Here is a 12,892-nt window from a genome sequence, read left to right as displayed (position 1 = left end):
TAAAAAATACCAGATTCAATAATTTTAAACCTGATATTTCTTATAAATATAATAATTTTATATATCTTTATTCATTTTTTCATATTTAATTATTTCTCCAATCAAATAAAGAGATCCACACCACAAAACCAAATCATTTTCTTTAGCTATTTGTTTTGAATATTCGTAAGCATTTCTTATATTATCTATTGCCTTAACATTTGTAAATTTTTCTCTAACAATTTTTTCCAATTCGCCTAAATCAAATGCTCTTGGATTGTCAACTTTTGTTATAACCATTTCATCAGCTACAGACGACAATTTTTTTATAATATAATCAAAATCTTTATCTTTTAAAACAGAAAAACCTACTATAAGCCTATTATATTTGAATAATTTTAAGGATTTTATTAAAGCATCTATGGATTCTTTATTATGACTTCCATCTATTAAAACTTTTGGATTTTTGGAAATAAGTTCCATCCTTCCCGAATTTTTACTTTCAAATATCCCCTCTTTAATAATATTCTCATCCAAGAAAAATTCCTCTTTAAAATAATCCAAAAAATTTATAGCATTGCAAGCATTATAAATTTGAACCTTTCCTATTAAAGAAGTTTTTATATTTTTATAATTTCTAAAATCAAATTCATTGTAGTTATCATTTTGAGTTTTTATTTTTATCTCATCAAAATCAAATTTATAAATCCTAGAATTTTTTTCATTCGCTTCTTTTAAAATGACATCAAGGGCTTCTTTAACTTGAGGATAAATAAATACAGGAACATTTTTTTTAATAATTCCTGCCTTATTCCAAGCAATTTCTTCAATAGTATCACCCAAAATATTTGTATGGTCCATTGATATTGTTGTAATAATAGTAGCAAGAGGTTTTTGTACAATATTTGTAGAATCCAATCTTCCTCCCAAACCAGTTTCAACAACACATACATCAACTTTTTTATCATAAAAATACTTATACATAAGAGCTGTCATAACCTCAAAATATGTATTTTTTAATCCTCTTACATCCAATTTTTCACATATAGGTCTAATTAAGTTTATATAAGAAAAAAACTCCTCATCACTAATTGCTTTTCCATTTATTTGTACTTCTTCATTTATTTCAACCATATAAGGAGAAGTAAATAAACCACACTTAGAAGTTTTTGCTAGGGTATTTGCAATATAATTTGCAGTAGAACCCTTTCCATTTGTTCCTGCTATATGAATAACCTTTATTTTATCTTGAGGATTTCCAAGCTCATTTAATAAAGCCTTTATAGCCGATAAATCTCTCCTTTTGCCAGCAGAATTTCCTCTTCCATAAATCCAATCCAAATAATAATCTTTATCTTTAATCATCTCTACCTCTTTCTTAACACAAATATTATATTATAATAAAAAATAAAGTAAAATAATAATAGACACTCTTATTTTAAAGGAAAGAAAATGAAAAGAAACTACACACTAGATAAGTACAGAGGCTTTACAATAATATCTATGGTATTATTTCATCTTTGTTATGATATAAACCTATACACAAGGCTTGACTGGTACAATGATATTTATATAAATAAAATTTGGCAATTATCCATAGCCATATCATTTTTCATAATTTCAGGAATCAGCTCAAATTTTCTTGATTGGAAAATGAATTTAAAACGTGGAATAATAATTTCAATCTTAGGAATTTTAATTACTTTAATAACATATTTTTTTGTACCCGACCAATTAATAATTTTTGGGGTACTAAACGGTCTTGGTCTATCAATGATACTAATATCTTTTTTACAAAAAAATATAAAAATAAACAAAAACCTACTACTTATTTTTATTATCTTATTTGCTATAACTTATAACCTACCTAGTGGAAAATTTTTAAGTAAAAATATAGGGCTTTCTTTATATAATAAAAATTTATTTATTCTAGGATTTCCATCAAATAGCTTTCATTCAACGGATTATTTCCCAATTATTCCGTGGTTTTTTGCTTATATTAGCGGTTATATCATAGGAAAATTTTTAATAGAAAAAAAATTTTATAATCATTACGGAAAAAATTCTTTCCTTGCAAAAATAGGTCAAAATTCCCTAAAAATTTACCTCTCCCACCAGATAATAATATATGCCCTTGTTTATTTTGTTTTTGAAATAATTAAATAACAAAAGAAGGCGATAAATAAAAAATAATTTATCGCCTTCTTTTATTTTTTACAATTAGGACAAATTCCTCTAATTGTTATATCTACACTATTTATTTTATAGCCTTCTAATTCTTCTAATTTTAGATTGTCGATGTCAACATTTAAATCCAGAATATTTCCACATTTTTCGCAAATAAAATGGGAATGATTTTTTTGATAAAAATCATATCTTTTTCTTGATTGATTAAAATCTAATTCACTTACTATATTATTTTCTACAAATAAATTTAATGTATTATAAACCGTTGCCTGAGATATAATAGGATCGTAAGATTTTAAATTTTTATAAATATCATCAGCAGTTGGATGATTTCTATTATTCACAAGAAAATCTAGTATCATTAGCCTTTGATGACTAACTCTAATCCCATGTTTTTTCAATATATGCTTTTCAATCTCAAATTTTTTATTTTGATCGACATTTTCAAGAGAATCAATAATTTCTTTCATATTCTCCTCTTTCCAAAATTAAAATCCTTCATTTTTAATATACATTATAAATTAATAAGTGTCAATCTTTGCAAAGAAAAAAAGGCTCAATTGAGCCTTTTTATAAATAGAAACTATGCTAATTCTACTTCTGCACCAGCTTCTTCTAATTTTGATTTTAATTCTTCAGCTTCGTCTTTAGCTACGCCTTCTTTAACTGGTTTTGGAGCCCCATCAACTAATGCTTTAGCATCTTTTAATCCAAGACCTGTAACTTCTTTAACTACTTTGATTACGTTAATTTTTGAAGCACCTGCTGATTTTAATACAACATCAAATTCTGATTTTTCTGCTGCACCTGCTTCAGCTGCTCCTGCTGCAGCTACTGGAGCTGCTGCTACTGTAGCTTGAGCTGTTACATCAAATTCTTCTTCTAATGCTTTTACTAATTCTGATAGTTCTAATACTGTAAGTTCTTTAATTTCTTCTAATAAGTTTGTTACTTTTTCTGACATTTTTAATCCTCCGATATTTTAATTTAAATTGTTCTTATATTAAGCTGCTTCGTTTTCTTTTTTTTCTCTAACTGCATCAAGTGCATAAACAAGTTTTGCATTGATTTGTGATAAATCACCAGCAAGTTTTCTAATTGGTGCTTGTAATGTATTAACAAGCATTGAAGCAAGTTCTTGTTGTCCTGGTAATTTTGCAATTGCTAACATTTCGTCTGGAGTTTGATAGTTTCCATCAACTACACCAGATTTAATTATAAGCTTATCTTTGTTTGCATCGTCTTTATCGATGTATTTTCTTGCTACTTTTGGTCCATCAACCATTTCTTCATTTGAAAAAATTAATGCGTTAGAACCTTTTAGCTCTTCTGTAAATTGGTCAAATCCTAGTTGTTGGAATGCAAATCTCATCATAGTATTTTTGTATACTTTGTATTCAGTATTTGCATCTCTAAAATTGTTACGTAAATCAGTAATTTCTTTTACATCCATTTTATCAAACTCTACAAGAGTAACTGATTTAGCATTTTCAATTTTTTTAACTATTTCATTAACAATTACTTGTTTTTGTTGTATAGCTTTTTCAGACATATTTCACCTCCTATGGCTTTTGGTAGGTATATAAAAATCCCCACAATTAGGCATAATTATTATGCCTACATCGGTGGGGATGTAGATTCTTATTCCCACCTATACGGAATAATTAAACTATTAAGTCTCCGTAGTCTTTGGTAGCCTATTTATTTGACTATGATAGTATATCACTTGATAAATATGTTGTCAAATATTTTTTTATTTTTCAACCAAGTCCATTGCTCTTGCTGGAGATAATTTTACTCCAGGACCCATTGTTGAAGCAATAGTAATTGATTTTAAATATTTTCCTTTTGCTGAAGCTGGTTTTGCTTTAACAATAGCAGTGATTAAAGCTTTTAAGTTGTCTGATAATTTTTCTTTACCAAATGAAACTTTTCCAGTTGGCACGTGAACTAGATTGTTTTTATCTGTTCTGTATTCTACTTTACCTGCTTTTACTTCTTTAATTGCGTTTGCAATATCATTTGTTACAGTTCCTGATTTAGGGTTTGGCATTAATCCTTGAGGTCCTAAAACTCTACCAAGTCTACCTACTTGTCCCATCATGTCAGGGCTTGTTACTATTACATCAAAATCCAACCAGTTTTCTTTTTGGATTTTATCTGTATATTCTTCACTACCTGCATAGTCTGCACCTGCATTTAAAGCTTCTTCAACTTTATCATCTTTTACAATTGCAAGTACTTTAACATCTCTACCAGTTCCGTGTGGAAGTACAACAGTACCTCTTACTTGTTGGTCAGCATGTCTTGAATCTACACCTAATCTTACGTGTAATTCTACAGTTTCGTCAAAGTTTGCTTTTGCAGTTTTTTCAACTATATCTAATGCTTCTGATAATTCATATTCTTTTTGAGTATCAAAAGATTTTTTTGATTCTATATATTTTTTACCTTTTTTAGCCATGTTGCCTCCTTGTGGTATAACGAGTTTCCTCTTCCACTTATTCCTCTACAGTAATTCCCATGCTTCTGCATGTGCCTTTTATCATGCTCATTGCAGCTTCTAGGCTTGCAGCATTTAAATCTTGCATCTTAGTTTCAGCTATTTCTTTTACTTGTTCAAGTTTTATTGAACCAACTTTATTTTTATTTGGTTCCCCACTTGCTTTTTCAAGTCCTATAGCTTTTTTGATTAATACTGGTGCTGGTGGTGTTTTGGTGATAAAATCAAATGATCTATCCTTATAAATTGTCATTTCAACCGGTATTATCATTCCAGCTTGGTCAGCTGTTTTAGCATTAAATGCTTGCACGAATTCCATGATGTTGATTCCGTGTGGTCCTAGTGCTGTACCTACTGGAGGTGCTGGTGTAGCTTTTCCTGCTGGTACTTGTAATTTAACTTTTGCTTGTACTTCTTTTTCTTTTGCTGGCATATTAAATCCTCCTTTGTGGTTTTTGGCGGGTTATCCCCTCCCACTTACATTACGTAAGCCAGTTTAAATTGTCTCAATATCCTCGAAACTTAAATCAATAATTGTATCTCTTCCAAACATATCAATTAAAGCTTTAATTATTTGTTTGTCTGTATCAACTTCTTTTACTTCAGCTACTAAATCTTTAAATGGTCCTTGGATAATATTTATATTATCTCCTACATTTATATTAATATTTAGTACAGGCTTATCTTCTTTAATACCAAATTTTATTACCTCTCTTTTTGTTAATGGAACAGGTTTAGAATCTGGTCCTACAAAGCCTGTGACGCCTTGAGTATTTCTAATTATATACCAAGATCTGTTAGTAATATTCATCTTTACCATTACATAACCTGGGAATAATTTTCTTGTTTTAAGTTTCTTTGATTCATTTTTTACTTCAACATACTCTTCTTCTGGCACTGTTACATCGATGATATCAGGATTTTGTTCGTTGTCTATCATCATTTGGATCTTATCTTTGACCCTATTTTCGTAGCCAGTATATGTGTGAACTACATACCATCTTGGTTGTTTTTCTGAATCTTTAGAATCAATTTCTTCTTTAGTATTGTTTGGTTCATTTGAATTATTGTTATTAGATAAATCAGTCATATCTTACCTACATCAAAAATCCAAGCATGTTTCCAAAGACTATGTCTAATAACCAAATGAGAAGTCCTGTAATCACACTGACAATAATAACAAGTAATGAGTAATTTAAAGTTTCATTTTTTGTTGGCCATGTGATTTTTTTGAATTCTCTACTTACAGATTTAAAAAATCCATCTTTTTTCTTAGCCATTTTAAAACTCCTTACTATTTTGTTTCTTTATGAACAGTGTGTTTTTTACAGAAAGGACAATACTTTTTAAGCTCAAGTCTTTCTTGAGTGTTCTTTTTGTTTTTTGTAGTATCGTAATTTCTATTTTTGCAAACTGTGCATTCTAGTTTTACTTTATCTGCCATTAAAACACCTCCTAATTTATATGGATAGTCCCATACAAACACATATATTACCATCAAATTACAATATTGTCAATATTTTTTATTGACTTTTTTCTAGGCTTTCATAAAGTTTTTTTCTTTTATTTACTAAAAAATCTCTAAGATCATCTAAGTCGTGATTTGAAAAACATGAATCGCTATAATCAAGAAGTATTTCTTCTATATCTAAAAGCTCATATACTCCTTCGTCATACATTTTCCCCAAATAATTTTTATTTTTATCATAAAATATTTTTGGCGGATAGCCTTCTAATTTTCTTGTGTCCATGCTTATATAAGATTTTTTTGAATATATTTTATTTCCTACTACAAGTACAGCTTCTTTTATATTTATTTCTCTACCTGTAAGATAATCTTTCATTAATTAAAGCCCGCTTTTTTCTATTGCTTCTACTATATTGTTTACTTTTTTATCAGCGATTTCTTCTGTTTCTGCCTCTGCCATTACCCTAATCAATGGTTCTGTTCCGCTTTCTCTAACTAAAATTCTTCCTGTATCTTTTAGACTTTCACTTTCTTTTTCTATAATATTTTTTATATTTTCATCATTTAATACAGCTTTTTTATCATTTACTCTTACATTTTTTAAAACTTGTGGATAAATTTTTAAATCTCTTCTCAATTCTGATAGGCTTGTTTTGTTATCTATCATAGCTTCCATTAATCTAAGCGAAGTTAAAATTCCATCTCCTGTGTTTGCATATTTTGAAAAAATAATATGACCTGATTGTTCTCCACCAAGTTCATATCCATTTTCGCTCATTTCTATGTGGACATATTTATCTCCAACTTTTGTCTTGCTATAATTTATTCCTATTTTATCAAGTGCTTTGTATAAGCCTATATTTGACATTATTGTTGTTACAATTGTATTTGATTCTAAATATCCTTCTTCTTTCATGTGTTTTCCACAAATATAAAGAATAGCATCTCCATCAACTACTTCACCATTTTCATCGACTGCTATACACCTATCAGCATCTCCATCATAAGCAAATCCACAATCAAGTTTATTTTCTTTTACGTATTTTTGTAAAACTTCAATGTGTGTTGAACCACAATCTACATTTATATTAAAGCCATCTGGATTATTATTTATTACGTAGGTTTCTGCTCCTAGAGCATCATAAACACTTTTTACTATTGATGATGCAGCTCCATTTGCACAATCTAGTCCTACTTTTTTTCCTTTAAAAGATTTTGATACAGTTTGAATCAAAAATGCTGTGTACCTATTTCTTCCACCAACAAAATCGTGAGTTCTTCCTATCTCTTCTCCAATTTTTAAATCAATATCTTTAATATCCGCATCAATATAATCTTCTAATTTTTGCAAAAATTCGTCATCCATTTTTTCTCCATCAGAATTTATAATTTTTATTCCGTTATCATGGTATGGATTGTGGCTTGCTGTTATCATTACACCACAATCAAAATCTTCACTTCTAACTACATAAGATACTGAAGGAGTTGTTGTTACATGAAGAAGATATGCATCAGATCCTGATGAAGTAATTCCTGCTGATAAGGCATCTTCAAACATATATGATGATCTTCTCGTGTCTTTGCCTATTACAATTTTTCCGTTTCCATTTTTTTCTTTATTAAAATAATATCCTAAAAATCTTCCAATTTTAATTGCATGATAAAGGGTAAGATCTTGATTAGCTTCTCCCCTAAATCCATCTGTTCCAAAATATTTCATTTTAAACCTCCTAGATAACTACCATAATTATATTTTAGTAATTAAATTGATTCAAGTTCTTGTTATATAAAATTGCATTTTTACTTTATTTATAATAATTCTTCTAATATTTCTATTGTTGTTTTTATTGATTTTGTACAGACACTTTCAAATAAACCTTTTTCTTCAGCCAATTTCATATTATCATCTTCTAAAATCTTCATAGATAATAACTCTTTGCAATTTTTAGCTTTCATTTTTCCATAAAATAATTCGTTTAATTTTTTGATTTTTTTTAAAAGTTTCATTCTATCATCAAAGTCTGTTGATCCATATTTCAATCCAAGAATCATATATGCTGCAGATAATGCTCCACAAGTCTTGCTTTCATATATTCCCATCTCAAAAGGAGTTGCAAGTTTCATAGCAGTTTTTTTATCTATTCCATAGTCCTCTGCAAAATAGCAAAAGACGACTTGGCTACAATTATATCCTTTTTCCATCATTTCATTTATCTTTTCATAGTCCATAATATTTTTCCTACTTTCTATAATTTTTAAATTTAAATTTCAATATATTTTTTCCATAATTTGATGATGCGCTTTCATTTGTGCCTAAAATTTCAGATAAAAATTTTTTTACATTGTTTAGTTTATATTTATTTTTAAAAATCCCAGCACATGAAGAACAATAAGTGTAGATATTATCTTTTGCATTTTCTTTCATATAATTAGATATGTCTTTTACTAAATCTTTTTCACAGTCTATAGCTCCTCCTCCAAGACCGCAGCAGTTTATTTTTTTATAGGGATTTTTATAATCTTTTATGTAGTACTTTATATCTTGAAAAATTTCTTTATTATACCTATCACTACAAGGAAAGAATATATTAACTTCTCCTTGGATTTTTTGACCTATATTATTTTCTTTTAAAAATTTATATATACTGATAACTTCTATATCTATCTTATCTTTCAAAAAATGATAGCAATTTGGACAACAACAAATAAGCCTTCTTACATTTTTAATTTGACATAATTTTTTTATCTGGCTTATTTTTGCATATCCTCCTTTTTCATAAACTGGTTTTTTACAGCAATCTATACTGTAATCAATTCCTTTTTCTTTGCAAATATCTATTAACTTTTTCGAAGTTTCAGGAAAAAAACCTGGATAATTACATCCCAAATAGAGCAAATCTTTTGATTTTTTTTTTACTATTGTTTGAAAATTTATAATTATTTTTAATAAATTTTGTTTTTACAACTCCTTTAGGTTTTTTCTTTCTCATGTCTAAAGCAAGATCTCTTCCCGATAGGTTTTTAGGGCAAACAGACTCACACTTATTACACAAAAAACAAGAATATCTTAAATCTTTTCTATTTACGAATTCTAGAAGATTTATATTATACTTTTTTAAAAAGCCACAATTATTTTTACAAATATCACATCTAATGCATTCATCTTTTATTTTACTTACAATATTTTTTTGATCTCCCAAAACTTCTCCTATTCTTTTTGCTCATAAACATTATATATATCATCTATAATTTTATTAACATATCCTTTTTTTCTAGCTTTTCTATAAGTTTTTTGCAATTTATGCATCATCCTATTAGTTTTCAAAATTCCATTTTTCATATATCTTCTAGATGATGTTGTTATGGGTGTATTTAGTCGTTTTATGGCAATATCATTTTCTTTTAACATAATTGAAAACTCATAATCTTCCATTAATGGAATTGGCTTATATCCTCCTAGTTTTTCAAATAAGGATTTTTTTATAAATATTCCTTGATCTCCAAATGCAATTTTTCTTATGTCAACTCTTAGATTAGATCCAATTTCAATCATTTTTAAAAGTAAATTTTTCTTATCAAATTTTAGATTAAAACATCCAACAGCATCTAAATCACTTTCTTCAATTTTTTTTATACTCAAAGGATCTACCATAGAATCTGCATGCAAAAACCAAAGAATATCTCCTTGTGCATATTTTACAGCTTCATTCATTTGGTTTGACCTGTATTTTGCTTGTCTAATTTTTTTATATTTGATTAAGTCATAAGTCCTATCGGTTGAAAATCCATCAGAAAAAATAATTTCAAAATCACCTTCTAGTTTACTTAAATTATTTTGAAATTTTTTTATATTTTCTTCTTCATTATATGTAGGGACTATTATTGTTACCATCAATTCTCCTTGTTTACACTATCTTTTAAAAATAATTTTGAAATTATAGCAGAAATTATTACTAAAAGTAATAAAAATAATAAACTAACAAAAAATTCTTTACTTCCTATTTTCAAAACATTTTCTCCAATATTTATAAATACTATAATTCCTGGTAAAACTCCTAGAATTGTAGTTAGGATATAAGGAATAAATTTTATTTCAGTTATACCTGATATATAGTTTACTAGATTATAGCTAAAAATTGGACTTAGCCTTATTATAAATAAAACTAGGGATAAAACTTTTTGATTTTTGCTAAAAAGTGCATTTTTTATTTTTTCGCTTACGTGATTCTCTACAAAAGAATTTACAAAATCTTTAAATAAAAATCTACCAAGAAAATACATTATAGTCGTATTTACAATAACAGCCATAAAAGTATAAATTGAACCTTTTACAAGTCCAAATAAACTTCCACCAGCTACAACTATTACCGGAACAGGAAAAAAGAATATCGGTAAAATTATAAAGGTTAAAATATATATTATTGCTGCCCATTTGTTATTTATAAGAACCCAATTTTTAATTTGTTCTATACTTATATTTCTAACCAAAAAATAACTTACCAATCCTATTATGATAATTAGAAAAATCTTTGTATATTTTATTTTTTTCTCATTTATACTTAATTTATTTTTCAATTTTTTTGCTCTTTTGTTTTTCTTGATAAATTTTCTTTCCTACATAGGCTATTAGAGAAAAAGCAAACAGACCTAAAAGTCCATACATCAACGCTTGTGCTCCTCCTGTAAGTTGACCTCCAAAATAAGAATAAATTATTGTTGCAGGTAATTGACCTATTCCCGTTGCAATAAAAAATGACCAAAAATTCATTGATGTCAATCCTGCGGCATAACTTACTGGATCAAATGGAACAAAAGGAAGTAATCTGCATATTAATATTGCCTGTTTTCCAAATCTATCAAAAAATTCTTCCGCTGATTGCAAAGCTCCATTTGTAGCAATTTTTTTAACTACATCTCTTCCTAAAATTCTTGCAATAAAAAAACATAACAAAGCTCCTGCCATTGCTGAAGACCAAGAAAGAATAGCTCCTTTCCACCATCCCCAAATCATAGAATTTGCAAGAGTTATAAAAAATGCTGGTATAGGGGCAATTATAGCTTGTAGAACCATCAATAAAAATGATATTATAACAGATAAACTTCCAAAACTTCTTATATAACTTGCGATTTCATTTATGTCTAATTTTCTTAAAACATTAAAAGCATAATTTATTTCACTATTTATTTGTGGTACAAAAAAATAAACTAATACGCATAATAAAACTATAGAAATGAGTATAATTCTATTTTTGTTTTCATTACTTATTTTTTTTGCTTTTTTCATTTAAACTCCTCATATAATTTACTTAACATTTCTAAATATTCTCGGCTTAAAAATTTGTTTATTTTTTCTATAGTATCTTCATTTTTTATTTTTCTTTCTTTACTATATTCAACTTTTGCCATAGAACACCAAGTCACTCCTCTTAGAGAATTAAACATTAGATATTTGAAGAATTTATACATATCCACTTTTCTATACTTTTTATATATGTTCAAAAAATCTAACATATCTTTTTTTTCTAAGATTACATCCGTTTTCCAATTTGTTGTAGTTGGAACTAAAAAATGAGCTAAGTCTTGCTCGCATTCTCCGATTATTGGTTTTTCCCAATCTATGACCTTAGAATGTTCTCCAATAATAAAATTTCTATTATTTAACTCAGTATTAATAATACAAGGTTTTTCAATTTTTTTATTTAATCCTGAACGTTTAGCAATTAACATAAATTTATCTATATATTTTTCGGTATCTTTATTTTTATTTTCCCAGTCTTTATAATAAGAATACATACATTCAAATTCTTCATACATATTTTTGAAAGGTTTATCAGCAAAAATCAATTTTGAATCTTTAATTTTTGTATCGTGAATTTTTGAAAGCATATATGCTGCTATTTCTAAATCTTTATTATAATCTAAAGCTCTTCCTTCTATAAATTCCATAGTCAAAAATCCAAATGGTAAATATTTGCCTTTATCATAAAGTTCGTATACTTTTGGTGTGACTGTACTTTTTTCAAGCTCTTTTAGGGCATTATATTCGTATTTTATTTGTTCTTTTCCTAAACCAAGCTGAGACTGTAAATTAATTCTAATAACCTTATTTTTATATTTATAGTTAATATTATATTCTCCAGCTCCTAATAACTCTATGTCTTTGCTTGAAAACTCTGCCTTTAATAAATCTGTAAAATTATCTATATCATAAATTTCATCAAGCAGTTTGTAAGTTTTATTCATTTCTTTTATTTTTTTTATTGTCTCTTCCAAAACATTTGACTTAGAATAAACAATATTAGAAAAAATATCTAAAGATTCTTTCATACCTACAAGCCCATACCCACCATCATCTGATGGAGAAATTACAATATCATAAAAATCTAATTGTTCAAAAGCTCTATTTATTTCTTTTTCACTTAAATTAATCAAATCGGAACCTATAAGAATAACTTTATTAGAAAAACTTAGCTGTTTATCTATTGAATTTTTCATTCTAGCTCCAAGGTCATCTCCTTGTTGATGAATTTTTTCTCCACTTAAAAAATCTATATCGTTTTTTGATCCATCATAATAAATTACATAATCCTTATTAGTTTTTTTTATTTTCTTATAATTTTCATTTATTAAATCTATTGTTAGTCTTAATCTTTGTTTTTCATCAAGATAATTTTTAAGTCTTGATTTGCCAAATCCAAGTCTTGGAGCTTTTGTAAAAAAAATAATTTTGTCCATATAAATTCCTTTCAAAAAAA

At 27.3% G+C, this 12,892-nt stretch carries 19 protein-coding genes; 1 reads left to right on the top strand and 18 read right to left on the bottom strand.

Features of this window, described 5'->3' with window-relative positions; all coding sequences use genetic code 11:
• Window positions 1-57: 57 nt before the first annotated feature.
• Window positions 58-1,344, bottom strand: coding sequence for a bifunctional folylpolyglutamate synthase/dihydrofolate synthase (locus HMPREF2782_RS01370; RefSeq protein ID WP_070640349.1), 1,287 nt, complete (start codon window positions 1,342-1,344; stop codon window positions 58-60).
• Between the two features lie 87 nt (window positions 1,345-1,431).
• Between HMPREF2782_RS01370 and HMPREF2782_RS01365 the strand changes: the two genes are divergently transcribed.
• Entirely contained in the window at window positions 1,432-2,145 is a 714-nt protein-coding gene (locus tag HMPREF2782_RS01365) for a heparan-alpha-glucosaminide N-acetyltransferase domain-containing protein (protein ID WP_070640347.1), read from the top strand.
• 41 nt (window positions 2,146-2,186) lie between these two features.
• On the opposite strand, the gene HMPREF2782_RS01360 is transcribed toward HMPREF2782_RS01365, so the two are convergent.
• The 17 genes from HMPREF2782_RS01360 to HMPREF2782_RS01285 all read right to left on the bottom strand — a co-directional run bounded on the left by HMPREF2782_RS01360 (window position 2,187) and on the right by HMPREF2782_RS01285 (window position 12,872).
• Window positions 2,187-2,636: a Fur family transcriptional regulator gene (locus tag HMPREF2782_RS01360; protein WP_019117745.1), complete on the bottom strand. Its 450-nt coding sequence runs from the start codon at window positions 2,634-2,636 to the stop codon at window positions 2,187-2,189.
• Between the two features lie 113 nt (window positions 2,637-2,749).
• The gene (gene rplL, locus HMPREF2782_RS01355) at window positions 2,750-3,130 is read right to left on the bottom strand and encodes a 50S ribosomal protein L7/L12 (protein ID WP_019117746.1); all 381 of its coding nucleotides are present in this window, start codon (window positions 3,128-3,130) and stop codon (window positions 2,750-2,752) included.
• A gap of 39 nt (window positions 3,131-3,169) precedes the next feature.
• Window positions 3,170-3,718, bottom strand: a complete 549-nt coding sequence (gene rplJ, locus HMPREF2782_RS01350) for a 50S ribosomal protein L10 (RefSeq protein ID WP_004838716.1) — start codon at window positions 3,716-3,718, stop codon at window positions 3,170-3,172.
• 201 nt (window positions 3,719-3,919) lie between these two features.
• Window positions 3,920-4,630, bottom strand: a complete 711-nt coding sequence (gene rplA, locus HMPREF2782_RS01345) for a 50S ribosomal protein L1 (RefSeq protein WP_019117748.1) — start codon at window positions 4,628-4,630, stop codon at window positions 3,920-3,922.
• Window positions 4,631-4,667: 37 nt separating this feature from the next.
• A complete protein-coding gene (gene rplK, locus HMPREF2782_RS01340) occupies window positions 4,668-5,102 on the bottom strand; it encodes a 50S ribosomal protein L11 (RefSeq protein WP_004838714.1) in 435 nt (144 codons plus the stop codon).
• Window positions 5,103-5,165: 63 nt separating this feature from the next.
• The gene (gene nusG, locus HMPREF2782_RS01335) at window positions 5,166-5,759 is read right to left on the bottom strand and encodes a transcription termination/antitermination protein NusG (RefSeq protein ID WP_070640345.1); all 594 of its coding nucleotides are present in this window, start codon (window positions 5,757-5,759) and stop codon (window positions 5,166-5,168) included.
• Window positions 5,760-5,766: 7 nt separating this feature from the next.
• Window positions 5,767-5,949, bottom strand: a complete 183-nt coding sequence (secE, locus tag HMPREF2782_RS01330; RefSeq protein WP_004838712.1) for a preprotein translocase subunit SecE — start codon at window positions 5,947-5,949, stop codon at window positions 5,767-5,769.
• Between the two features lie 14 nt (window positions 5,950-5,963).
• The gene (gene rpmG / locus HMPREF2782_RS01325) at window positions 5,964-6,113 is read right to left on the bottom strand and encodes a 50S ribosomal protein L33 (protein ID WP_004816546.1); all 150 of its coding nucleotides are present in this window, start codon (window positions 6,111-6,113) and stop codon (window positions 5,964-5,966) included.
• A 79-nt stretch (window positions 6,114-6,192) separates the two neighbouring features.
• Entirely contained in the window at window positions 6,193-6,513 is a 321-nt protein-coding gene (locus HMPREF2782_RS01320) for an aspartate 1-decarboxylase (aspartate alpha-decarboxylase) (protein ID WP_070640342.1), read from the bottom strand.
• Window positions 6,514-6,516: 3 nt separating this feature from the next.
• The gene (gene glmM, locus HMPREF2782_RS01315) at window positions 6,517-7,857 is read right to left on the bottom strand and encodes a phosphoglucosamine mutase (RefSeq protein ID WP_070640340.1); all 1,341 of its coding nucleotides are present in this window, start codon (window positions 7,855-7,857) and stop codon (window positions 6,517-6,519) included.
• An 89-nt stretch (window positions 7,858-7,946) separates the two neighbouring features.
• Complete coding sequence (locus HMPREF2782_RS01310) at window positions 7,947-8,366, bottom strand: C-GCAxxG-C-C family protein (RefSeq protein WP_070640338.1); 420 nt, start codon at window positions 8,364-8,366, stop codon at window positions 7,947-7,949.
• A gap of 10 nt (window positions 8,367-8,376) precedes the next feature.
• Window positions 8,377-9,024, bottom strand: a complete 648-nt coding sequence (locus HMPREF2782_RS01305; protein WP_261668545.1) for a heterodisulfide reductase-related iron-sulfur binding cluster — start codon at window positions 9,022-9,024, stop codon at window positions 8,377-8,379.
• Complete coding sequence (locus tag HMPREF2782_RS09630) at window positions 9,014-9,337, bottom strand: ferredoxin family protein (protein ID WP_261668544.1); 324 nt, start codon at window positions 9,335-9,337, stop codon at window positions 9,014-9,016. Before HMPREF2782_RS09630 ends, HMPREF2782_RS01305 begins: the two co-directional genes overlap by 11 nt.
• Before the next feature lie 8 nt (window positions 9,338-9,345).
• Window positions 9,346-10,029: a TIGR04283 family arsenosugar biosynthesis glycosyltransferase gene (locus HMPREF2782_RS01300; protein WP_070640335.1), complete on the bottom strand. Its 684-nt coding sequence runs from the start codon at window positions 10,027-10,029 to the stop codon at window positions 9,346-9,348.
• Complete coding sequence (locus tag HMPREF2782_RS01295; protein ID WP_070640332.1) at window positions 10,029-10,712, bottom strand: TVP38/TMEM64 family protein; 684 nt, start codon at window positions 10,710-10,712, stop codon at window positions 10,029-10,031. Before HMPREF2782_RS01295 ends, HMPREF2782_RS01300 begins: the two co-directional genes overlap by 1 nt.
• Window positions 10,702-11,421: a TVP38/TMEM64 family protein gene (locus HMPREF2782_RS01290; RefSeq protein WP_070640330.1), complete on the bottom strand. Its 720-nt coding sequence runs from the start codon at window positions 11,419-11,421 to the stop codon at window positions 10,702-10,704. Before HMPREF2782_RS01290 ends, HMPREF2782_RS01295 begins: the two co-directional genes overlap by 11 nt.
• A complete protein-coding gene (locus HMPREF2782_RS01285) occupies window positions 11,418-12,872 on the bottom strand; it encodes a TIGR04282 family arsenosugar biosynthesis glycosyltransferase (protein WP_070640327.1) in 1,455 nt (484 codons plus the stop codon). The genes HMPREF2782_RS01290 and HMPREF2782_RS01285 overlap by 4 nt, the downstream gene beginning before the upstream one ends.
• Window positions 12,873-12,892 lie beyond the last annotated feature (20 nt).

The sequence above is a fragment of the Anaerococcus sp. HMSC068A02 genome (genome assembly GCF_001811125.1).
In the GTDB taxonomy this organism is placed as follows: domain Bacteria; phylum Bacillota; class Clostridia; order Tissierellales; family Peptoniphilaceae; genus Anaerococcus; species Anaerococcus vaginalis_C.
This window is presented reverse-complemented; position numbering and strand designations above follow the sequence as displayed.

Bases quoted from the DNA above. Each gene is read 5' to 3' on its own strand.
- HMPREF2782_RS01370 (WP_070640349.1), bottom strand. From the start codon at position 1,344: ATGATTAAAGATAAAGATTATTATTTGGATTGGATTTATGGAAGAGGA.
- HMPREF2782_RS01365 (WP_070640347.1), top strand. From the start codon at position 1,432: ATGAAAAGAAACTACACACTAGATAAGTACAGAGGCTTTACAATAATA.
- HMPREF2782_RS01360 (WP_019117745.1), bottom strand. From the start codon at position 2,636: ATGAAAGAAATTATTGATTCTCTTGAAAATGTCGATCAAAATAAAAAA.
- rplL (WP_019117746.1), bottom strand. From the start codon at position 3,130: ATGTCAGAAAAAGTAACAAACTTATTAGAAGAAATTAAAGAACTTACA.
- rplJ (WP_004838716.1), bottom strand. From the start codon at position 3,718: ATGTCTGAAAAAGCTATACAACAAAAACAAGTAATTGTTAATGAAATA.
- rplA (WP_019117748.1), bottom strand. From the start codon at position 4,630: ATGGCTAAAAAAGGTAAAAAATATATAGAATCAAAAAAATCTTTTGAT.
- rplK (WP_004838714.1), bottom strand. From the start codon at position 5,102: ATGCCAGCAAAAGAAAAAGAAGTACAAGCAAAAGTTAAATTACAAGTA.
- nusG (WP_070640345.1), bottom strand. From the start codon at position 5,759: ATGACTGATTTATCTAATAACAATAATTCAAATGAACCAAACAATACT.
- secE (WP_004838712.1), bottom strand. From the start codon at position 5,949: ATGGCTAAGAAAAAAGATGGATTTTTTAAATCTGTAAGTAGAGAATTC.
- rpmG (WP_004816546.1), bottom strand. From the start codon at position 6,113: ATGGCAGATAAAGTAAAACTAGAATGCACAGTTTGCAAAAATAGAAAT.
- HMPREF2782_RS01320 (WP_070640342.1), bottom strand. From the start codon at position 6,513: ATGAAAGATTATCTTACAGGTAGAGAAATAAATATAAAAGAAGCTGTA.
- glmM (WP_070640340.1), bottom strand. From the start codon at position 7,857: ATGAAATATTTTGGAACAGATGGATTTAGGGGAGAAGCTAATCAAGAT.
- HMPREF2782_RS01310 (WP_070640338.1), bottom strand. From the start codon at position 8,366: ATGGACTATGAAAAGATAAATGAAATGATGGAAAAAGGATATAATTGT.
- HMPREF2782_RS01300 (WP_070640335.1), bottom strand. From the start codon at position 10,029: ATGGTAACAATAATAGTCCCTACATATAATGAAGAAGAAAATATAAAA.
- HMPREF2782_RS01290 (WP_070640330.1), bottom strand. From the start codon at position 11,421: ATGAAAAAAGCAAAAAAAATAAGTAATGAAAACAAAAATAGAATTATA.
- HMPREF2782_RS01285 (WP_070640327.1), bottom strand. From the start codon at position 12,872: ATGGACAAAATTATTTTTTTTACAAAAGCTCCAAGACTTGGATTTGGC.